At 71.1% G+C, this 20,330-nt stretch carries 22 protein-coding genes; 11 read left to right on the forward strand and 11 right to left on the reverse strand.

All coding sequences use genetic code 11. The annotated features are described in order from the left end of the window. Positions 1-31: 31 nt before the first annotated feature. Positions 32-409, reverse strand: coding sequence for a cupin domain-containing protein (locus EV670_RS04945; protein ID WP_130430666.1), 378 nt, complete (start codon positions 407-409; stop codon positions 32-34). A gap of 155 nt (positions 410-564) precedes the next feature. On the opposite strand from EV670_RS04945, the gene EV670_RS04950 reads away from it, so the two are divergent. From EV670_RS04950 to EV670_RS04965, 4 genes are all read left to right on the forward strand, one after another. Then, positions 565-1,485 (forward strand): LysR family transcriptional regulator, encoded by a 921-nt coding sequence (locus EV670_RS04950; protein WP_130430667.1) that lies wholly within the window; start codon positions 565-567, stop codon positions 1,483-1,485. Positions 1,486-1,552: 67 nt separating this feature from the next. After that, positions 1,553-1,948 carry an ArsR/SmtB family transcription factor gene (locus EV670_RS04955; RefSeq protein WP_130430668.1) on the forward strand — a complete coding sequence of 132 codons (396 nt, stop codon included), beginning with the start codon at positions 1,553-1,555 and terminating at the stop codon, positions 1,946-1,948. Next, positions 1,941-2,462 carry an SRPBCC domain-containing protein gene (locus EV670_RS04960; RefSeq protein ID WP_130430669.1) on the forward strand — a complete coding sequence of 174 codons (522 nt, stop codon included), beginning with the start codon at positions 1,941-1,943 and terminating at the stop codon, positions 2,460-2,462. Before EV670_RS04955 ends, EV670_RS04960 begins: the two co-directional genes overlap by 8 nt. 25 nt (positions 2,463-2,487) lie before the next feature. Further along, positions 2,488-3,048, forward strand: a complete 561-nt coding sequence (locus EV670_RS04965; RefSeq protein ID WP_130430670.1) for a DUF5655 domain-containing protein — start codon at positions 2,488-2,490, stop codon at positions 3,046-3,048. An 8-nt stretch (positions 3,049-3,056) separates the two neighbouring features. Here EV670_RS04965 and EV670_RS04970 read toward each other — a convergent pair whose 3' ends face one another. Both EV670_RS04970 and EV670_RS04975 read right to left on the reverse strand, forming a co-directional pair. Continuing rightward, entirely contained in the window at positions 3,057-3,353 is a 297-nt protein-coding gene (locus EV670_RS04970) for a hypothetical protein (protein ID WP_130430671.1), read from the reverse strand. 38 nt (positions 3,354-3,391) lie between these two features. After that, the gene (locus EV670_RS04975) at positions 3,392-4,123 is read right to left on the reverse strand and encodes a hemerythrin domain-containing protein (RefSeq protein ID WP_130430672.1); all 732 of its coding nucleotides are present in this window, start codon (positions 4,121-4,123) and stop codon (positions 3,392-3,394) included. Between the two features lie 246 nt (positions 4,124-4,369). Here EV670_RS04975 and EV670_RS04980 point away from each other — a divergent pair, with 246 nt between their 5' ends. Beyond that, positions 4,370-4,909 (forward strand): hypothetical protein, encoded by a 540-nt coding sequence (locus EV670_RS04980; protein ID WP_207224997.1) that lies wholly within the window; start codon positions 4,370-4,372, stop codon positions 4,907-4,909. Positions 4,910-4,915: 6 nt separating this feature from the next. Here EV670_RS04980 and EV670_RS04985 read toward each other — a convergent pair whose 3' ends face one another. Both EV670_RS04985 and EV670_RS04990 read right to left on the reverse strand, forming a co-directional pair. After that, positions 4,916-7,588, reverse strand: a complete 2,673-nt coding sequence (locus EV670_RS04985) for a helix-turn-helix transcriptional regulator (RefSeq protein WP_130430673.1) — start codon at positions 7,586-7,588, stop codon at positions 4,916-4,918. 51 nt (positions 7,589-7,639) lie between these two features. Then, complete coding sequence (locus tag EV670_RS04990) at positions 7,640-9,445, reverse strand: DUF885 domain-containing protein (protein WP_130430674.1); 1,806 nt, start codon at positions 9,443-9,445, stop codon at positions 7,640-7,642. A gap of 244 nt (positions 9,446-9,689) precedes the next feature. On the opposite strand from EV670_RS04990, the gene EV670_RS04995 reads away from it, so the two are divergent. Continuing rightward, on the forward strand, positions 9,690-10,364 hold the full coding sequence (locus EV670_RS04995; protein WP_130430675.1) for a hypothetical protein: 675 nt from the start codon (positions 9,690-9,692) through the stop codon (positions 10,362-10,364). A gap of 27 nt (positions 10,365-10,391) precedes the next feature. On the opposite strand, the gene EV670_RS05000 is transcribed toward EV670_RS04995, so the two are convergent. The 6 genes from EV670_RS05000 to EV670_RS05025 form a co-directional block, all read right to left on the reverse strand. Further along, positions 10,392-11,042 (reverse strand): RluA family pseudouridine synthase, encoded by a 651-nt coding sequence (locus EV670_RS05000; RefSeq protein WP_130430676.1) that lies wholly within the window; start codon positions 11,040-11,042, stop codon positions 10,392-10,394. 10 nt (positions 11,043-11,052) lie between these two features. Next, positions 11,053-11,529, reverse strand: coding sequence for a protein-tyrosine phosphatase family protein (locus tag EV670_RS05005; protein ID WP_130430677.1), 477 nt, complete (start codon positions 11,527-11,529; stop codon positions 11,053-11,055). 9 nt (positions 11,530-11,538) lie between these two features. Further along, the gene (locus EV670_RS05010) at positions 11,539-11,925 is read right to left on the reverse strand and encodes a VOC family protein (protein ID WP_130430678.1); all 387 of its coding nucleotides are present in this window, start codon (positions 11,923-11,925) and stop codon (positions 11,539-11,541) included. 24 nt (positions 11,926-11,949) lie between these two features. Next, positions 11,950-14,010 (reverse strand): S9 family peptidase, encoded by a 2,061-nt coding sequence (locus tag EV670_RS05015; RefSeq protein WP_130430679.1) that lies wholly within the window; start codon positions 14,008-14,010, stop codon positions 11,950-11,952. A gap of 89 nt (positions 14,011-14,099) precedes the next feature. After that, entirely contained in the window at positions 14,100-15,041 is a 942-nt protein-coding gene (locus EV670_RS05020; protein ID WP_130430680.1) for a Tim44 domain-containing protein, read from the reverse strand. A 101-nt stretch (positions 15,042-15,142) separates the two neighbouring features. Beyond that, positions 15,143-15,853, reverse strand: a complete 711-nt coding sequence (locus EV670_RS05025; protein WP_130430681.1) for a Crp/Fnr family transcriptional regulator — start codon at positions 15,851-15,853, stop codon at positions 15,143-15,145. Positions 15,854-15,986: 133 nt separating this feature from the next. Between EV670_RS05025 and EV670_RS05030 the strand changes: the two genes are divergently transcribed. The 5 genes from EV670_RS05030 (at position 15,987) to EV670_RS05050 (ending at position 20,328) form a co-directional block, all read left to right on the forward strand. After that, on the forward strand, positions 15,987-16,997 hold the full coding sequence (locus EV670_RS05030) for an MBL fold metallo-hydrolase (protein WP_130430682.1): 1,011 nt from the start codon (positions 15,987-15,989) through the stop codon (positions 16,995-16,997). 18 nt (positions 16,998-17,015) lie between these two features. Then, complete coding sequence (locus EV670_RS05035) at positions 17,016-17,909, forward strand: quinoprotein dehydrogenase-associated SoxYZ-like carrier (protein WP_130430683.1); 894 nt, start codon at positions 17,016-17,018, stop codon at positions 17,907-17,909. Beyond that, the gene (locus EV670_RS05040) at positions 17,906-18,445 is read left to right on the forward strand and encodes a thioredoxin domain-containing protein (protein ID WP_130430684.1); all 540 of its coding nucleotides are present in this window, start codon (positions 17,906-17,908) and stop codon (positions 18,443-18,445) included. Before EV670_RS05035 ends, EV670_RS05040 begins: the two co-directional genes overlap by 4 nt. A gap of 36 nt (positions 18,446-18,481) precedes the next feature. Beyond that, the gene (gene dbpA / locus EV670_RS05045; protein WP_130430685.1) at positions 18,482-19,870 is read left to right on the forward strand and encodes an ATP-dependent RNA helicase DbpA; all 1,389 of its coding nucleotides are present in this window, start codon (positions 18,482-18,484) and stop codon (positions 19,868-19,870) included. 107 nt (positions 19,871-19,977) lie between these two features. Continuing rightward, the gene (locus EV670_RS05050) at positions 19,978-20,328 is read left to right on the forward strand and encodes a DUF4148 domain-containing protein (protein WP_130430686.1); all 351 of its coding nucleotides are present in this window, start codon (positions 19,978-19,980) and stop codon (positions 20,326-20,328) included. The last annotated feature ends 2 nt before the right edge of the window (positions 20,329-20,330 follow it).

A 20,330-nucleotide genomic window follows, 5' to 3' on the forward strand; every position in this document is an offset into this window, starting at 1 on the left:
GCACAACCCGTACCAATCCGCGCGCCGCTCCCTAGCTGCGCCAGGGCAGTGCCAGGGCCTCGCCGTCGGGCGCAAAGGTGCCGACCGGCGAGGCACCGAAGATGCCGATGATCTCGAGCGCCATCGGGCCGACGTTGAACAGCTGGTGCGGGCGACCGCGCGGCAGCACGACCAGGCTGTCGGCGCCGAAGCGCTGCACCTGGCCGTCGACGTGGAGTTCGCCCCAGCCGGCCTGGCAGAGAACTACCTCGTCGCAGTCGTGGTGGTGCGGTGGCGTGCAGGCGCCCGGCGCCAGCGTCTGGCGCCAGAGCGAGAGTTGCTGCAGCCCCTCGTCGCGGCCGGCCCAGGTGGCGTGGGCGATGCCCGGGATGGCGGCGGCGCGCGGTGCGGCTTGCGTGTGGACGTACATGCGGATCTCCTGCAATGAAGTCGGTGGATGAACGATGAACTGGCATTGCCCGCGGCGGCTCGGGCAGTGCCAGTATTGCCAGCGATCCGAGCCCGGAGAAGAGGGGTGTATGGCCTAAGATTGAAGAACATTCTTCTTCAATGAGGGTCACCGCGATGCACGGACTACAGCCCTTGCTGGCCTTCTCCGAGACCGCCAAGCGCGGCGGCTTCGCGGCCGCGGCGCGCGAGATGGGAACCTCGCCGTCGACGCTGGCCAAGGCGGTGGCACGCCTCGAGGCCTCGCTCGGCTTGCGGCTGTTTCATCGCACCACGCGCCAGGTCAGCCTCACGGTCGATGGCGAGCGGCTGTTCCAGCGCTGCCAGCGGGTGCTGGCCGAACTCGAGGAACTGCAGTCGGAGGCGGCCGGCGCCCGCGCCGCGCCGAGCGGCACGCTGCGCATCGACATGCCGATCGTCTTCGGCCGGCGCGTGATGCTGCCGCTGCTGGCGCGGCTGCTGCAGCAGCACCCGGGGCTGGAGCTCGACGCGCGCCTGTCGGATGCCTACGTCGACCTGGTCAAGGACAGCATCGACGTCGCCATCCGCGTCGGCGAACTGCACGACTCGACGCTGGTCGCGCGCCGCTTCGCGAGCCAACAACTGCTGATGGTGGCAGCACCTTCGTACCTGCGGCGCCACGGCACGCCGCGCACGCTGGAGGCACTGGCCGGGCATCGGCACATCCTCTTTCGCATGCCCGGCAGTGGCCGCGACCGGCCGCAGCAGTTCGTTGCCAACGGCCGCCCCGTGGCACTGCAGCCGGCGCAGGGCCTGCGCTTCAACGACGGCGAGGCGATGGTGCAGGCGGCCGTCCTCGGGCTCGGCCTGGCCCAGGTGCCGGACAACATGTGCATCGACGAGATTGCCACCGGCCGCCTGGTCGAAGTGCTGGCGCCGCAGCGCCCGCCGCCGATGCCGATCCACGCCGTGATGCCGGGCAACCGCATGGTGCCGGCGCGCGTGCGCGCGCTGCTCGATGCGCTGGCGGCCCTCGAGCCAGCGCCGGCTGCGCCGCCGAGGCCGAAGCGGCGCTGAACGAGCCCCACCGAACGCAGGGTCCGGCTTGACATGCTGGGTGTTATAGGTGACTATATGGTCACATATGAGACGCGATCCAGCCCCCGATGCCGACCAGCTCGATGCGCTGTTCTTCGCGCTCGCTTCGGAGCCGCGCCGGCGCATCCTCGACGTGCTCAAGCGCGAGCCCGGCTGCAACGTCAACCGCGTCTGCGAGCATTTCGACAACGAGATCGGCCGCTTCGCGGTGATGAAGCACCTCACGACGCTCGAGGCGGCCGACCTGGTGATTGCCGAGCGTTCGGGCCGCGAGCGGCTGCTGTGGTTCAACCCGACGCCGATCCAGTGGATCCACCAGCGCTGGACCACCGAGTTCAGCGCCTACTGGGCCGCGCGCCTGACGCAGCTCAAGTTCAGCGCCGAGGGCGCCGAAGTGACCCGCCTTCCGACCCCGCCCAAGAAAGGACGCCGCCATGGCTGAGCACATGACCTCCGCGGACGCGATCTTCCGCATCGTCATCGAGGCCGACCTGCAGCGCGTCTGGCGCGAGCTGACCAAGACCGACGAGGCCCAGGGCGCGGTGTTCAACGCCTGGTTGCACACCACAGGTCTGGTTCCTGGTGCAGCCATGCAGATGCGCACCGGCAGCGGAAAGCACGTGATGGTGGTCGGCGAGGTGCTCGAGTTCGATCCGCCGCGCCGCTTCGTCCACAGCCACCGCTTCACGCAGTACGACGACCCGGTCTGCCAAGTGGCCTACGACCTCAAGCCGGTGGCTGGCGGCGTTCAGGTCACGCTGCGCGTGAGCGGCATGCCGGCCGGCACCCGCACCGCCAAGAGCATGCAGCAGGGCGGCGACACGATCCTGCGCAACCTGAAGGCGATCGCCGAGCGCGGCCGTCCACCGCTGGCAACGCGCTTGATGTACATCGCCTTCGACTGGCTCGAGTTCGTGCTGCCGGGGCGCACCCGCAGCGAACACTGGCCCCTGTGATCCCGACCACCACGAGGAGACGACCATGGCCGATCCGCAAGCCGCCACCGCCACCCAGTTGCGCAACATCGAGGCGCGAACCGGCCAGAGCTTCGAGGCCCTGTGCCGGCTGATCCAGGCCAGCGGCCTGGCCAAGATCGGCGAGCAGCGAAGCATGCTGATGCAGCGCCTCGGCCTCGGCTACGGCGACGCGAACACCGTCGCGCTGCTGGCCAAAGCGCAGGCCGAGGCGCCGGCGACGGCCGGTGCCGACCCGCTGGCCGCCATCTACGCCGGACCCAAGGCCCACCTGCGTGCGCTGCACGAGCAGTTGAGCGCCGAGATCGACAAGCTCGGCCCGCACGAGAAGGCGCCGAAGAAGAGCTACATCAGCCTGCGCCGCAAGAAGCAGTTCGCGATGCTCGGGCCGGCCACCAAGGAGCAGCTCGAGCTCGGCCTCAACGCGAAGGAACTGCCGGCGGCGGCGCGGCTCAAGTCGCTGCCGGCCGGCGGCATGTGCCAGTACAGCGTGCGGCTGTCGAGCGCGGCCGAGATCGACGCCGAGTTGCTCGGCTGGGTGCGCACTGCCTTCGACGCGGCCGGCTGAGCGCCTGGCTAGCGCGCCGCCAGTTCGGCCGGTCGCGCGGCGGCGTCCTGCTCGGCGACCCAGCGCCGGTAGTGCTCGACCATGCGCTCGGCAAACTGCGGGTGGTTGACGTCGAGCACCACGGTCGGGTCGACCGTGTCGGCCTTCGGCGCGGGCGCTGCCTTGGCGCGTTGCGCGGCGGCGGGCTTGCTGCCGCTCGTTGGCATGTCGGTGCAGCGTTCGCCGGCCAGCAGCGGCTGGGCGGCGAGCAGCAGGGCCAGCAGCGGCAGCAGCACGGAGGGATGGAGGGTGGGGCGGCTGTTCATGGGGCGATCTCCGTTCGGTTCGAGAGTGCGGGAAGGGTTCAGGCCTCGACCAGGCCGGGCGCCGGCGGCAGGCCGATGGCGCGCGCGAGCCGGGCCCAGCAACGCTCGTCCAGGCGCGGGCGGATCTCGGCCAGCGCCGCGCGCATCGCCTCGGGCGGCGCCTCGCGCTGCATCCCGATCACCAACTCGGCCAGTTCCTGGGGGTTGAGCGCGGCTGCCATCCAGCCGAGCACCTCGGTCAGGATGCGCGGGTCGAGGTGGGCGACCAGCCGTCCGTGGATCTCGTCGAGTTCGGCGTCGCTGTAGAGCGCCCACAGGGTGGCGTTGTTGGTCGTTTCCTCGAAGTGCATGTGCTCGAGGTTCTCGGCGATGAAGAGCGCCAGGTGGCGGTACAGGCGCAGCGCGAGCGGTGGCCGCTGGTCGACGGCGGCGGCGCGCAGCGCCTGCGCCTCGTCGGCCAGCGCCGCGATGCTGGCCAGGTGCTCGACGTGCTGGCCGGCCGTGGTCTGCGCCGCGCTGGGTCGGCGCGCTTCGATGGCCGCGTGGATGAACTCGTTCTCGTGCGCCACATGGCTGCGCAGGTGCGCCAGCAGGCGGTCGAGGCGCGCCAGCGTGGCGTCGAGATCCTCCCTGTCCTCGATGTCGACGCGGCCGATGCGGGCCAGCGTGTCGAACATCAGCGCGCGCAGCGCCTTGTGGATGTTGCGGTACGTGTCGTGGCGCGCGTGGCGGCTCGCGCTGGCGACGGGAGCGGTGGCGGTCAGTTCCATGGTGTGGGCTCTCGGGTTCGTGGGTGGGGGAGCGGGGCGCTGCGGCTGGGATTCGCGGTGCCTGGCAAGCAGTCTCGGCAACGCGGCGCGATGCGGCATCGGCCGCAGGAGCCACGCCGAAGAGCCATCGGTCGGCGGACGCGGCCATCCCCGATGGCTCTTCGCGATGGCCCATGCGGCCGATGGCGGCCGAACCGGCAGCGACCAGACTGAAGGCGTCCCTCAACGCATCACCTGGAGAGCACCATGAACTTCATCCGACGCGGTCTCGGCGCCACCGCGGTCCTGCTGGTGCAGGCTGCCCCCTGGGTCGTGCTGGTCGCCGAAGGCCTGACACCGCCACCGGCACTGGCGCAGCAGACGGCGTCGGCCAAGGGCGCGAGCGCCGAGCGCCAGGCCCTGGTCGATCACGGGCGCTACCTGGTGCGGATCACCGGCTGCAACGACTGCCACACGCCGGGCTACCTCGCCAACGCCGGCAAGGTCGACGAGAAGCTGTGGCTCACCGGGGACAGCTTCGGCTGGCGCGGGCCCTGGGGCACGACCTACCCCAGCAACCTGCGGCTCTACATGCAGCAGCACAACGAGGCTTCGTGGCTGCGCACCGCGCGCAGCTTCCAGCCGCGGCCGCCGATGCCGTGGTTCAACCTGCACGCGATGTCCGACGCCGACCTGCGCGCGATCTACCACTACGTGCGTGCGCTCGGCCCAGCCGGCCAGCCGGCGCCGGCCTACCTGCCGCCGGGGCAGGAACCCAAGGGTCCCTTTGCCTCGTTCCCCGGCTGAGCCGGCTCAGCGCGGCCGGCGCAGCGCCGCGGCCGCTTCGGCGTGGTACCAGGCCGCGGCCTGGCCGCGCGAGGCGAGGTCGAGCTTGCCGAGGATGTGGGCCACATGGCGCTTGACGGTGTGCGGGCTCAGGTCGAGCGAACGCGCGATCAGCTTGTTGCTCGCACCGTCGGCGATCTGCGCCAGCACCTCGAGTTCGCGCGTGCTCAGCGGACCCTCGGCGGCGGACGCCCGCGCGGTCGGCGCTGCGCAGTCGGCGTCCAGCTGCGCGCAGCAGGCCGCATCGCGCCGGCCCTGCAGCGATTCGGCCCAGCGCGCGAGCAGGGCCTGCTGCCGACCGTCGAGCAACTCTTTCCAGCGCAGCGCCGCCAGCGCGCAGAGCGCGTCGGCGGCCAGCAGCGTGCCACCCGGACGCGCCTCGGGCTTGTCCAGCAGCGGCGCCAGCACCGCGGCCGCCTGCTGCGGCTGCTGCTCCTGCGCCAGCGCCAGCGCCAACCGTGCGCGCACGTCGCCGGCCTGGCCGAGCAGGTCGATCTGCTCCTCGTGTTCGAGTGCCGCGCGCCACAGCGCGATCGCCTGCGCGCGCCGACCTTCGAGCGCCGCCAGCGTGCCCTGCATGGCCTGCGACGGACGCAGCCGCGCCGCGTCGGCGTCGGGCAGCCCGGGTTGCAGCGCGAGCAGGCGCTGCAGCCACTCGCGCAGCGAGGCCGCGTCGGCGCAGGCCGAGGCGACGCGGCAGGCGAAGAACAGCAGATGCCACAGGCCCCAGTCGCCGTAGCTGTCCGGGTGCTCGCCGATGCGGGTGCGCATTGCCTGCAGCGCAGTCTCACGCTCGCCGCGCAGCGCCGCCAGCATCGCGCGCAGCGCCAGCCCGTGGCTGCGCGCGACCACATGCTGGCCGACCCACTGGGCGTCGGCCTCGGCGCGCTCCAGCAACTCGCCGCATTCGTCGAGCCGGCCCTGCCACAGGGCGAGCCAGGCGCGGGTGTGCAGCGCCGAGGTGCGCAGCGGCAGCGGGCGGTCGCCGGCCACCGCCATCGCACCGGCGGCCCAGCGCGCCAGCGCCGGCTCGATGCCGCGGCAGGGTGTCTGGCGCGGCGGTGGCACGCCGTAGAACCAGCTGTCGATGCTGGGCCGTTCCTCGAGCGCGTCCACCAGCGCCTCGAAGCAGGGCGCCACCGCGTCGAAGGCGCCGCACTCCATCGTGTGCCAGGTGCGCGCCAGCAGCGCGACGATGCGCGCCTCGCCGGCCAGCGGCTGCTCGAACAGCGAGGCGATCAGCGCGCCGGCGTCGCCGAGCCGGCCGAGGCCGATCAGCGTGATCGCACGCTGGCCGCGCGCGATCTGCGCCGCAACCGGGTCGCCGCGCGCGCCGAACAGCGCATCGGCCAGCGTGAAGTGACGCTCGGCGGCGCGGGCGTCCCAGACCGTCCACTTGGCCATGCCCGCAACGTGCTGCAACTCGGGGCTGGTGGCGGCGAACTCGGGCGGGAACTGGCGGCACAGGCCGAGCAGGGTCTCGATGCCGCCCTGGGTGATCAGCATGCTGGCGCCGCCGGCGCGCAGCGACTGCGCTGCCTGCTCGGGCCGGCCGGCCGCCAGCAGCAGCGCCTGGCGCCGCACCGGGTCCGGCTCGACCTCGGCCGCGCGCGCCAGCAGCAGCGGCCATTCGTCGGGTCGCTCGAGCCGCAGCCGGTGTTGCAGCGCCTCGCGGAACAGCTCGTGCAGGCGCAGCGTCGGCGTGGCGTCGTCCTCGACCACGGTCGCGAACAGCCCGAGCCGTTCGATCTGCTCGAGCCAGCGCGCCGGCTGCGCGATGCCGGTGACGAAGGCGCAGCGCGCCGCGTCGAGCTCGGGCAGCACGCAGGACAGCAACAGGAACTCGCGCAGCGCGGGGTCGATGCGCGCCAGTACCTCGGTGGCGAGGAAGTCGAAGGCCTGGCGGTCGATCGTGCTGCCGGCGCTGCCGCCGCGGGCGCCGTTGAGTGCCAGCCGCAGGCCGGCGGCCCAGCCGGCGGTGCGCGCATGCAGCGCGTCGGCGGCCTCGGCGTCGATGCCGGCGCCGGCCACCAGCGAGCGCACCTCGTCGCGCGCGAAGCGCAGCTGCGACTCGCCGAAGTCGATCAGTTCGCCGGCCGCGCGCAAGCGCGCCAGCCGCAGCGGCGGCTCGTGGCGCGCCGCCATCGCCACCGTCCAGCGCGGGCTCATGCGCTGCAGCCAGTGGTCGAGGAAGGCGATGCTGGCCTCGTCGTGCAGATGGTGCAGGTCGTCGAGCACGATCACGCCGTGCGCCACGTCGCAGGCGTCGAGGGTGTTGACGATCTCGGCGGCGACCGCCTGCCGGGCGTTGCCGCCGGGCCGGGTCGCGGCGGTCATCAGGCCCTCGGGAGAGGTGCGCCACGGCGGGTCGAAGGGCTCGAGCGCGGCCATCAGGCAGGCCAGCAGCCGGTGCAGGTCGTCACCCTCGTCGAGCGAGACCCAGGCCGCGGCATGGCCGGCCGGCAGCTGCTCGATCGCGCGGCCCAGCATCGCCGTCTTGCCGTAGCCGGCCGGGGCGCAGACGAGCAGCGCGCGATGGCTGTCGAGTGCTGCCAGCAGTGCCTGCTCTAGCCGTGGTCGTGCCATCAGCAGCCCGGCGCGCGGGCGTGGCTGCAGGACCTTGGTGCGCGCGAAGGACATCGCGAATCATCATAAGACAGGCCCGCCGCGCGACGGTGCCTAGCGCGCCCGCTACTGCAGCATCAGCTCCCGGATCACGCGCACCGGCGCGCTGCCGTAGCCGAGCAGCTGCTCGTGGAAGTCCTTGAGCCTGAACTTCTCGCCGAGCGCCTGCTTGCGCTGTTCGCGCAGCGCCATGATCTCGCTGTAGCCGCTGAAGTAGCTGGTCAGTTGCACCGAGCTGAGCTGCACGCGCCTCCATTTGCCGCGCGCCTCTTCCTCGGTCTGGAAGGCCTGGCGCGTCAGCAGGTCCATCGCCTCGGCCTCGCTCATGCCGAGCACATGCACGCTGTAGTCGAGGATGGTGTTGGTGACGCTGCGCAGGTTCCACTTGCTGTACATCAGCCACATCTCGGGTGCGTGCTCGCCGTAGCCCGACTCCAGCATCATCCGCTCGCTGTAGACCGCCCAGCCCTCGACCATCGCGCCGTTGCCGAACAGCGACTTCACCAGCGACGGCGACTTGTTGGCGTAAACCAGCTGCGTGTAGTGGCCGGGGATGGCCTCGTGGATGTTGAGGATCTGCAGGATCCAGTGGTTGTATTCGCGCAGGTTGCTTTCGGCCTGGGCGGCGCTGAGACCGTCGAAGGGCGTGACGTTGTAGTAGGTGCGGTCCTGCGGCCGGTAGGGGCCGGGCGCCTCGATGCCCGCGCCGGCCACGCCGCGCTGGTAGAGCGGCGTCTCGCGCACCACCAGCGGCTTCTTCGGATCCATCGTCAGCAGGTCGTTGCGGACCACCCAGTCCTGCAGCTCCGGGATCTGGCGCCGGATCTCCTTGAAGAAGTCCTCGCGCGCCACATGCCGGGCCGAGAGCCGCTCGATCACCAGGCCGATCTTCTGCGTGCGATCGGCTGGCCTGGGCGCATCGCCCATCACCTTGGGCCAGAGCTCGTCGGCGAGCGCGTCCATGCGCGTCAGCAACTGCTCGCGTGCGGCCAGCGCCTTGCGGTACGTCTGCTCGGCACTGCTGCCGGACTGGATGTCGAAGCCGAACTTGGGCTCGTACAGCGCCTTGCCGATGCGAAACGAGCGCGCGCTGCCCTCGGTCGCGAGCCGCTGGTCGAGCCCGACGAGGTAGTCGGCATAGTCCTGCACCGCAGCCTTCGCCGCCGCCAGGCGCTGCGCGAACAGCTTGCGCTCGGCGGGGCTCAGCGTCGAAGCCTCGGCCGCCTTGCCCAGATCGGCCAGCACGCCGAGCACGCCGGGTGCCTGCTCGATCGCCAGCTTCGTGTGTTCCCGCGTCGGTCGATCGAGGCTGGCCCGGGCGGCGCGGTAGTAGGCCGGGATGGCGTCGATGCGCGCGAGCAGCGCGCGCAGGCGCTGCGGCCTGGGGGCGTAGTCGGTGGCGAGGATCAGGTCGATCGGCCCGGCCACGTTGTAGACGGCCGGGTTCCACTGATGCTCGCGGAAGCTGCCGATGTGCCAGCGGTCCGACTCGAGCTTGTTAAGCAGCAGGCCGAGGTCCGTGCGCTGGCGCGTCGACAGCCGCGTGGCGTCGATGCGGCCGAAGGTCTGCAGCCACTCCTCGGTGAAGGCCAGTTGCCGGGCACGTGCGGCGTCGTCTGGAATGCGCAGCGTCGAGGCCAGTTCGTAGCGGCCCGCGGCCACGGCGGCCTCGGGATCGACGCGCCACAGCGCCTCGATGAAGCGGGTGCCAACGGCGTCGAAGGCGCCGTCCGGCGAGCTGTCGGCCGCTGCGGTGTTCATCGTGCTGGTTGCGGGTGCGCTCGTTGAGGGCTTGGCCGCCAGTGCGCCTGCGGCGGCGCCGAGCGCGAGGGCCGAACTCAGGAGCGACACGGTGATTCTGGATCTGGACATGGGGCTGGGATGAGCGTGATGTTGCCGGCGGGGCGCCGCGGCGCGGGCGCGAGCATAGCCAGCGCCTAGCGGCTCGAGACGCCGGTGCAGGGTTGCCCGGCGCCTGTGGCGTGCTCGAGTTGGCGCGGCCCTCGACGGCGGCGCCGCGCGAGTGCCTCGGGTGCCCGGGAACACCCTGAGCCACGCTGCGCCGGCGCGCGCGGTATACACGCAGCCTCGTTCCCGATCCCGAAGGAGACTGACCATGCGCAAACTGCGAGTCCTGGCCCTGGGTGCCGCGGCGGCTGCCCTGTTGGCCGCCTGTGCGACCCAGCCACCGACCGGACCGATGAGCTTCTTCGTCACCAGCACCGGCAGCGGCAAGGGGGGCGACCTCGGTGGCCTGGCCGGCGCCGACGCGCTGTGCCAGAAGCTCGCCGGCGCGGCCGGTGCGGGTGCCAAGACCTGGCGCGCCTACCTCAGCGTGCCCGGCGCCTTCGCCTCGGCCACCACCCCGGCCGTGCCCTCGGTCAACGCGCGCGACCGCATCGGCAAGGGCCCCTGGTTCAATGCCAAGGGCGAGTTGATCGCGCGCGACCTCGGTCATCTGCACAACGGCAACAACATCAGCAAGACCAGCGCGCTCGACGAACGCGGCAACGCGGTGCCGGGGCGAGGCGAAAAGCCCCTCGAGCACGACATGCTGACCGGCTCGCGCGCCGATGGCACCGCCTTCGCGCCGCAGACCGATACCACCTGCGGCGCCTGGACCAAGAGCGGCGAGGGTTCGGCGATCGTCGGGCACCACGACCGCGTCGGTCCGCTGCCCGAGAACTGGGCCACCTCGTGGAACTTCTCGCACCAGACGCCCGGCTGCAGCCAGGAGGCGCTGGTGCGCGTCGGCGGCGCCGGCCGCTTCTATTGCTTTGCTGCCGACTGAGCCGGTGCCCCGGGCGGGAGCCCGGGTTCAGAACGGCGCCGCGCTGGCGAAGCGCAGCGGCACACCGCTGCGCGGATGGTCCAGGCCCAGCGCGGTGGCATGCAGCAGCAGGCGCGGCGCCGCCGCCTGCAGCGCCGGCGGCGCGTAGAGCCGGTCGCCGAGGATCGGGTGGCCGAGCCAGGCCAGGTGCACGCGCAGCTGGTGGGTGCGGCCGCTGAGCGGCTGCAGTTCGACGCGCGTGTGGCCTTGCGCGTGGCCTCGCAAGCGCCAGCGCGTCTGCGATGGCTTGCCGCGCCGCGCGTCGACCTGCTGGCGCGGCCGGTTGGGCCAGTCGGCCGCGAGCGGGGCGTCGATCGTGCCCCAGGCGTCGTCCGCATTGAGCGCCCCGAGGTGGCCGCCGACGATCGCCTCGTAGCGCTTGTCGACCGCGCGTGACTCGAAGGCGCGGCCGAGCGCGCGCTGGATCTCGAGCGAGCGTGCGAACAGCATCAGGCCCGACGTCGCCTCGTCGAGCCGGTGCACCACCAGCGCCTCGGGCCAGCGCGCCTGCACGCGGGCGCTCAGGCAGTCGGCCTTGTCGGCGCCGCGGCCGGGTACGGCCAGCAGCCCGGCGGGCTTGAGGACGACGAGCAGCGACTCGTCCTCGTGCAGGCACTCGAAGCCCGGCTCGACTCCCATCGGCACTCGCTCAGAAGCGCTCGATCAGGCCGGACTGCAACGCGCTCTGCGGGTTCGAGCCGGCCTGCTGCACGCGCCGCAACGCCTGCTCGGTGGGCAGGCCCAGGCGCTTGAGCAGGCAGGCGGCCGCGGTGCCGGTGCGGCCGATGCCGGCCGCGCAGTGCAGCAGCAGCACCTCGCCGCGCTCCAGCGCCAGCGCGGCGGTCTCGATGCCGGCGACGAAGCGGGCCGCGTCGGCGGCCAGGCCGTAGTCATCCATCGGCAGCGGCTGCCAGGCAAAGGGCAGGGCGCCGGTGCGGATCGCGGTGTCGTAGGCGGGCGAGAGTCGCGCCAGCTCGTCGCGTGGCGTCAGGCACAGCACCTGTGTCAACCCGGCAGCCCGCGCCAAGTCCAGGAACTCCGGCCAGGGCTCGAGGCGGCCCGGCATCGGGCCGAGCCAGACGCGGCCGGACACCGCATCGGGCAGGGGCAGCGCGCGCAGGCCCATCACCGAATCCTAGGCGGCACCGACCGGGTAGGGCCGCGTCATGACCTCGAGCAGATGCCCGTCGGGATCGTCGAAGTACACGCCGCGCCCGCCATGCAGCCGGTAGATCTCGGCGGCCTGCAGCTTGGCCGGGTCGGCCCAGTAGGACAGGCCGCGCTCGCGTATGCGCGCGAAGATGGCATCGAACTCGGCTTCGCTGACCAGGTAGGCGTAGTGCTGCAGCGAGATCTCGCCGTCGTTCTCGTAGAAGTCGACCGAGACATCGTTGTCGAGCCGTACGACCAGCATCGGCCCGAAGGGCACCGCGGCCGGCAGGCCAAGCAGTCCGGTGAGGAAGGCGGCCGAGGCCTGCTTGTCACGACACCAGATGATGGTGTGGTTCAGCTGCACGCCCATGGCCGCCTCGCGTCGATGCGCCGATCAGCGCAGCAGGGTCTGCTCGAGGAAGCCGACCGTCGCGTAGAACTGGTAGTCGGCGTTCTCCTTGCGGGCGAAGCCGTGACCCTCGTTCTCGGCGCGCAGGTACCAGACCGGCGTGCCCTGCGCACGCACCTTGGCGACGATCTGCTCGGCCTCGGTGACCGGCACCCGCGGGTCGTTCTTGCCCTGCACCACGAACAGCGGCTTCCTGATCTTCTGGGCGTTGTTGAGCGGCGAGATCTTCTCGAGGAACTCGCGCATCGCAGGGTCGCGCTCGTCGCCGTACTCGACGCGGCGCAGGTCGCGCCGGTAGCTCTCGGTGTTGGTGAGGAAGGTGACGAAGTTGCTGATGCCGACCACGTCGACCGCGCCGGCAATGCGGTCGGCGTAGTGCACGCTGGTGGCCAGGCTCATGTAGCCGCCGTAGCTGCCGCCGGTGACCAGCACGCGCGAGGCGTCGAGCTCGGGCTGGGTCTTGATCCAGTCGAGCAGCGCGCCGAGATCCTTGACCGAGTCCTCGCGCTTGAAGCCGTTGTCGAGCGCGAGGAAGCTCTTGCCGTAACCGGCCGAGCCGCGCACGTTGGGCTGGATGATCGCGATGCCGAGCTCGTTGACGACATAGTTCCAGCGCCCCATGAAGCCGAGGTCGGCCTGCGCCTCGGGGCCGCCGTGGACCATCATGATCACGGGGCGGGGGCCCTTGAAGCGCTTGGGCGGCATGCTCAGCACGCCGCTGATCGGCAGCCCGTCGAAGCTCTTCCAGCGCACGATGCGCTGGTCGGGGAAGGCCGCGGTGTCGATGCCGGGCGGCGTGTAGGCGCGGGTCCACTGCTTGACGGTGCCGCCGGTGTCGAGCGTGAACAGCTGGCTCGGGCTCTGCGCGCTGTTGAGCGCGAAGGCCAGGCGGGCGCTGGCGGGGTGGAACTCGGGCTGGCTGACGCTGCCGGCCGGCAGCTTCGGCGCCGGCAGTTCCTTGCCGCTGCGGGCATCGAAGAGGCGCAGTTCCTGCTGCGCGTCGACGTTGAAGGTGGCGGCGATGCGGCTGCCGTCGTCGCTCAGGCTGGCACGCGACAGGTCCCACGGAATGTGCGCCGAGACGCGCTGCAGCGTGCCGCTGGCGAGGTCCAGGCGCATCAGTTCGCGGAACTCGCTGGCGCGGTCGCTGCTCAGGAACAGGCTCTTGCCGTCGGGCGCGAAGGCGGCCGGGAAGTGGCTCGCGCGCAGCGTCTCGCCGGCCGCCGGCAGCAGTTGCTTCGAGGCACCGCTGGCGACGTCGAGCAACCAGATCTGCGATTCGTTGGCCGAGATGTAGCGCACCACCGCGACCTGCTTGTCGTCGCGCGCGACGACGCCGCCGAACCAACCGACGCCGGGCAGCTCGGCCAGCTTGCGCCGGCCCTCGGGCTTGAGCGGGTCGAGGATCCAGATCGAGGTGCTCGGGTTGGCGCGGGTGCCGCCCTGTGCGGTGCGGTCGAGCGGCACCGAGCTGTGGATCAGCTGGCCGCTGCCGCGCAGCCAGCCGAGTGCCTCGTGGCGCTCGTCGGGGTTGGTCAGCGGCGTCACGACGCGACCGTCGAGGTCGAGCCGGTAGAGCTGGTAGGCCTCGTTGCCGCCACTGCTGCGCGAGAAGACGAGGTACTTGCCGGCGCGCGGCTCGAACGTGGCCTCGGTCACCGGGTCGGCGAAGTCGGTCAGCTGCTCGGGCTCGGCCAGCGGTGCGGCGACGCGAAACAGCTGCGCGGTGTTGGCGCCGGCGCGGCGATGGGCGACCACCATCTCATCGCGCTGCGGATGCCAGTCGACGAAGCCGTGGCCGCGGAACTCGGTGTAGGGCGCGACCTTGGTGACCAGCGCCATCGGCACCGGCGTGATGCCCTGGGCGAAGAGGTTGGCGTTGGGTTGCAGCACCGCGCCGGCCGGAGCGGCTGCGGGAGCAGCCGCGGCCGCCTTGTCGGTGGCTGCCGTGCCGGCGCAGCCGGGCAGGGTGGTGACGGCGGCGCCGGCCAGGCCGGCGGCAAGCAGGGAGCGGCGGCGCAGGCCGGGCGGAAGCGAAGTGGGCATGGGAAATCGGTAGCTAGGGCTGCTGAAGTGCGGATTCTTGCAAGGAAAAACGGCGGCCGAAGCCGCCGTCGTCATTGCGCCTCAGGGGTTCACGCGGCTTGCGTGATCCCGGCGATGGCCCACTCGCGGCTGTTGTCGAGCGGACGCACCAGATGCCACAGCTCATCGAAGGGCTCGGCCGCCGACTCGCTCTGCTCGCGGATCAGGCCGCGGAAACGCACCGTGGCGATCCACTGGCCGTCTTCCTGCGCGGTGTCGACCACCTTGGCCTCGAGTTGCAGCACGTCGGTCTGCTGGGCCGCGCCGTGGCGCTCCTGCAGGTCCAGGCGCAGCGAGGCAAACAGCTCCGGCGTCGTGAACTTGCGCAGGTCTTCGACTGCGCCGGCGTCGTTGGCGGCCTGCAGGCGGATGAAGATCATCTTGGCGATGCGCTCGAAGGCCTCGGCATCGAAGCCCTCGGGACGCGCCGCCACTGCCGCGGCGGCAGTCGGCTGAGCCAGCGCAGCTGCCGCCGGCTCGGCGGTGGTGCGCTGCATCGTCTCGGTGCCCTGCTGGGGTCGCAGGTCGATCTGCCGGGTTGGAGCCGCTGCCCCGGCACCAGCGCCCGCCAGTTGCGGGCCCGCGTTCGGCTTGCTGCTCATGCGGCCCATCAGCCAGCGGATCACGAAGAAGGCCACGCCGGCCAGCAGCAGCACGGTCAGGAAGTTGCCGAAGGCCTCGCCCATGCCGAGGTGGCTCATCAGTGCGGCAATGCCCAGGCCGGCGGCGATGCCGGCGATCGGACCCATCCAGGACCGCTTGCCGGCGGCCGCGGCACCCGCGCCCGCCCCGGCGGTTGCCGGTGCGGCCGCGTTGGAAGGCTGCGCCGGCTGGGCCGGGGTCGCATTCGGGCTGTCGGCCGGCTTGGCCGGCGCCTGGCGCTGCATGCCGGCCGATTTGCCGCCACCCAGACGCTTGGCCTCGGCATCGATCGGCGCCAGCGACATCGTCGCGCCGATGGCCAGGGAAAGTGCAATCAACCAGCTTTTCATCGATCAGGCTCCATGGAGAAGGCGCAAGCATACGGCCTGCGCCCAAGCTCCGGTCTGACCCGGGGTCCGGCCCGAAAGTTCAGTTCTGCCGCCAGCGCGGCTCACGCGCTCGGTTGCGCCTGGCCGGCCGCGAGCTGGCGCTCGAACCGGTGCACGTCGGTGGTGAGGCGCCCCACCAGCAGTTCGATCATGTGAAAGCCGAATGCGGGGTTCTGGTAGTACAGCTCCTTGACCGTGCTGGCCTCGATCTCCAGCAGCGTGCAGGCGCTCAATGCCCGCACGCTCTGGGTGCGCGTCTTCTCGGGCGAGAACAGCGCAATCTCGCCGAAGATGCGCCCCGGCTCGATGGCCTGGGCGATCTCCACCAGTTGCGCCTCGCCTTCGACGAGCATGTACAGGCGATCGGCCTCGTCGCCCTTCTTGAACAGGACCTGGCCCGGCTGCAGGTGCAGCGCGTGCATGTAGGGCTTGAGCCACAGGCCTGCCATGTCGGCGTCCACGCAGGCGCGTCGCACGTGTCGGGTCAGCCGCGTGATCTCGATCACCCGATAGACGTTGATCGGCAGCAGGATGCCCGCGGTGATCAGCGTCACCGGCGCCGGATAGAGCACGGCGTAGACCAGCGATGCCACGCCGGCGGCAGCCGCCAGCCAGCGCAGCGGCACCATGGTGCGGGCATAGGCGCCGAGCAGCGCGAGCACGAAGGCCAGCACTTCGGCGCCGACGGCCAAGGCGCCTCGGGGCGCGGAGACCGTGGTCAGCAGCGCGGCCCACCAGGCCGCAAACTCGGTGGAAATGAGGTCGGGCTCCAATCGGTCCTCCTGGACTGCTGCAGGTTTCGTGGATGCCGCGCCGGACTGGCGGTGCCCGCGTGCACTCTAGCGAGCCTGGCGTCGAAGGCACACGTCAGTCATGGGCAGGGTGCCTCGGCCGGATCGCGGCGCCTTGTCACGCAGAATCACCCCGGTGCGACATCGACGTTCACCTGAAGCCGTCGGCGGGCGGGCCCTGGCCGCATTGCTGCTGCCGTGGCTGCTGTTGCTGCTGGCCGGGCTGGCGGGTCGGGCGATGGCGGCCGATGCCGTCGAACCGCCGGCAGCCGTGACGCGGATCGCGCCCGGCGTCTACATGCTTGCGGGCAGCGGCGGCGAGGTCGAGCCGGCCAACCGCGGACGCATCGGCAATGCCGGCTTCATCGTCGGGCCGCAGGGCGTGGTCGCGATCGACAGCGGCACCTCCTACCGCCACGGCCAGGCGCTGCTGGCGGCGATCGCGCGCACCACCGATCAACCGATCAAGCTGCTGCTGCTGACCCAGACCAAGCAGGAGTTCCTGTTCGGCGCGCTGGCCTTCCAGGAGCGCGGCATCCCGGTGCGCATGCACCGGCTCGCTTCGCGGCTGATGGCGGCGCGCTGCGAGACCTGCCTCAAGAACCTGAAGCGCACGCTCGGCGAGGAAGAGATGCGCGGCACCGCGATCGTCAAGCCCGAGCAGGAGTTCGACGAGTCGCATGGACTCGAGCTGATCGGCCGCCCGCTGCAGGTGATCTTCCTCGGCCACTCGAGCGGTCCGGGCGACGTGGCGCTGCTCGACGCCGAATCCGGCGTGCTCTTCGCCGGCGGACTGGTCGAGAACCGACGCATTCCGGACCTGCTCGACAGCGACGTCGCCGGCTGGCAGAAGGCGCTGGTGGCGCTGGGTCGGCAGCCGGTCCGGCAGATCGTCCCCGGTCACGGGCCGGTCGCGGCACCGGCGGCGATCGCCGACAACGCGCGCTACCTCGGCGCGCTCCAGGCCCGGCTGCTAGAGTTGCTGGGCGCCGGTACCGCGCTCAGCGAGGTGGCCGACGCCGCCACGCTGCCCGCCTTCGGTGACTGGGACCAGGTCGAGTCGACCCATCGTCGCAACGCCACGATCCTGTTCGTGCGGCTCGAGCGCGAGCAGTTGTTCAAGTAGTCCGCACGGAGAGCGCCGATGCATCGCAAGGCCTTGATTCCGGGTCGCAGGACCGCCCTCTCGGCGGCGCTGGCGCTGGGTTGCGGCGCCGCGCTGGCCGCGGTCGGTGGCCTGCCGAGCAACGTGGGCCACGCGGACTCCTCGCCCGAATGGGAGAAGCTGCGCACCGCGTTGTTCCAGCAGCGCGAGATCGCCACCGACTCGGGCCGCGTCAAGCTCATCGTGCCGCTGCGCGCGGCCTATGGTGCCTCGGTGCCGGTCAAGGTGGTCTCGCTGCTGCCGCAGACGCCCGCGCTCTACGTGAAGCGGCTGACGCTGTTGATCGACAAGAACCCTTCGCCGGTGGCGGCCGCCTTCGAGCTGACGCCCGAGATCGGCCAGGCCGATCTCGAGACGCGGCTGCGGGTCGACGAGTACAGCCATGTGCGCGTGATCGCCGAGCTCTCCAACGGCGAGTTGCACATGGACTCGCGCTACGTCAAGACTTCCGGCGGTTGCTCGGCGCCGCCCAACCGCGACCAGCTGCACAACATCGGCAAGATGCAATTCAAGCTGCCCGAGGGCGTCAAGGCCGGCGCACCGACGCCGGTCGAGTTGACGGTGGTGCATCCCAACGACACCGGCTTCGAGCTGAACAACATCACGGTGATGTTCATCCCGCCGCACTTCGTGCGCTCGATCCGCGCCAGCTATGGCGGCCGCAAGCTCTTCGATGCCGATCTCGATTTCTCGGTCAGCGAGAACCCGAGCTTCAGGTTCAACTTCGTGCCGCAGGGGCCGGGCGAGTTGAAGGTCGAGGCCGAGGACAGCAAGGAAGGCCGCTTCGTCGGCACCTTGCGGGTCGACACCGGCCAGGCCGCGGCGGCGACAGCGACGACGGCAGCGCCAACGGCAGCGGCACTGCGGCCATGAGCCCGAAGCGCGGCCGTGCCGGCCTGCTGGCACTGCTGCTGGGCCTGGTGGCTTGGGCGGCGCAGGCGGCCGGCATTCCGGGCGCCTACGCGCCGCTGGTGATCGAGGCCACGGGGCTGCCCGAACGCGCCGAGTTCGATCTCGGCCCCGCGCAGGCCCGCGCCCGGCAGGAGGGCAAGTCGCTCTACGTCTATCTCGGCGCGGCCGAGTGCCCGTACTGCCGGCGCTACGAGGCCTTCCTCACCAGGAACGCCGCCGAGCTGGTGCCGCTGTTCCAGCGCAAGTACATCGTGGTCGACCTGCGCAGCTCGCTGCGCTACGGGGGTGTCGTGCCGCTGTTCATCAAGGGCAGTGGGGCGAGCCTGCCCTATGCCGAGTTCCAGCGCAGCATCGGCGACGAGCGCGCGCGCCAGCTGGTCTATCCCAGCGTCTGGCTGTTCGATGCGAACCTCAAGCCGTTGATGTCGATGCCGGCCGGCACCGGCACCTTCCAGACGGTGCCGGAGCAGATCGAGATCCTCGAGCTGGTGCAGTAGCCATCGGTCAAGAACATGCCTTCCCGATAATGCGGGATGAACGCATCGTTTTCGACCCTGCCGCTGAGCGCCGCCGCGCTCGCCAACCTCGAACAGCTCGGCTATGCCGAGATGACCGCCATCCAGGCCGCGAGCCTGCCGCTGGCACTGGCCGGCAAGGACCTGATCGCACAGGCCAAGACCGGCAGCGGCAAGACCGCCGCCTTCGCGCTGGCGCTGCTGCAGCGCCTCGATGCGAAGAGCTTCGCGACTCAGGCCCTGGTGCTGTGCCCCACGCGCGAGCTGGCCGACCAGGTGACGCAGGAGATCCGCCGCCTGGCGCGCGCCGAGGACAACATCAAGGTCGTGACGCTGTGCGGCGGCGTTGCGCTGCGCGGCCAGCTATCGAGCCTCGAACATGGCGCGCAGATCGCGGTCGGCACGCCGGGCCGGGTGCTCGACCACCTGGAGCGCGGCAGCCTCGAACTGAAGGCGCTGCAGACCCTGGTGCTCGACGAGGCCGATCGCATGCTCGACATGGGCTTCCACGACGACATCGTCGCGGTGGTCAAGCATTGCCCGGCGCAGCGCCAGACGCTGCTGTTCTCGGCGACCTACCCCGAGGGCATTGCCGAACTCGCGCGTCGCTTCCTGCGCGATCCGCAGACCGTGAAGGTGGCCGAGCAGCACGCCGCCGGCACGATCCGCCAGCGCTGGTACCAGGTGCGCGAGGACGAGCGCCTGCATGCCGTCTCGCTGCTGCTGGCGCATTACCGGCCCCAGAGCACGCTGGCCTTCTGCAACACCAAGGCCCAGTGCCGCGACCTGGGCGAGGTGCTCAAGGCGCAGGGCGTCTGTGCGCTGGCGCTGCACGGCGACCTCGACCAGCGCGAGCGCGACCAGGTGCTGGTGCAGTTCGCCAACCGCAGCTGCTCGGTGCTGGTGGCGACCGACGTCGCCGCGCGCGGGCTCGACATCGCGCAACTCGAGGCGGTGATCAACGTCGAGGTCACGCCCGATGCCGAGATCCACACCCATCGCATCGGCCGCACCGGCCGCGCCGGCGAGCAGGGCTGGGCGCTGAGCCTGGCCAGCCTCGACGAGATGGGGCGCGTCGGCAACATCGAAGTGATGCAGGGTGCCGAGGCCGAATGGCATCAACTCGCCGAGCTGACGCCCGCGCCCGGCGGGCCGCTGCTGCCGCCGATGGTGACACTGCAGATCGCCGGCGGCCGCAAGGAAAAGATTCGCGCCGGCGACCTGCTCGGCGCGTTGACCAAGGACCTGGGCTTCGCCGGCGCGCAGATCGGCAAGATCAACATCGGCGAGTTCAGCACCTACCTCGCGGTCGAGCGCGGCATCGCGCAGGCGGTGGTGAAGAAGCTCAACGCCGGCACCGTCAAGGGCCGCAAGATCAAGGTGCGGCTGCTCGACGAGGAGCGCTGAGAGGTGAATTTGTCACCACCCTGGCGGCAATAGGTCGCTAACGACAGCGAGGTGCAAAAACTAGTCTTCATCGGCCTCCTCCACTTTCTCCCTCGAAAGGAAACTCCGTGAAGACCATTGCCACCCTGTCGATCCTGGCCGTCGCCGCTTTTGCTTCCATCGCCGCCCAGGCCCAGAGCAGCGCGCCGCTGACGCGTGCCGAAGTCACCGCCGAACTGCAGCGCGCCCGCGCCGCCGGCGAGATCGACCATGCCACCGCCGAAATCGGCGGCATGCCGCCCGTCGTGGCGATGAAGTCCACGCCGAGCGGGCAGTTCAGCCGCTCGATCGTGACCGCCGAACTGGCGCGTGCCCGCGCCGCCGGCGAACTCGACTTCGCCTACCAGGAGATCAACGGCTCGATGCCGGCGCGCGGCTCGGTCGATGCCGGCGATATCAAGCTGGCCGGCAAGCGCTGAGC

The organism is Rivibacter subsaxonicus (genome assembly GCF_004217215.1).
Classification (GTDB): domain Bacteria; phylum Pseudomonadota; class Gammaproteobacteria; order Burkholderiales; family Burkholderiaceae_C; genus Rivibacter; species Rivibacter subsaxonicus.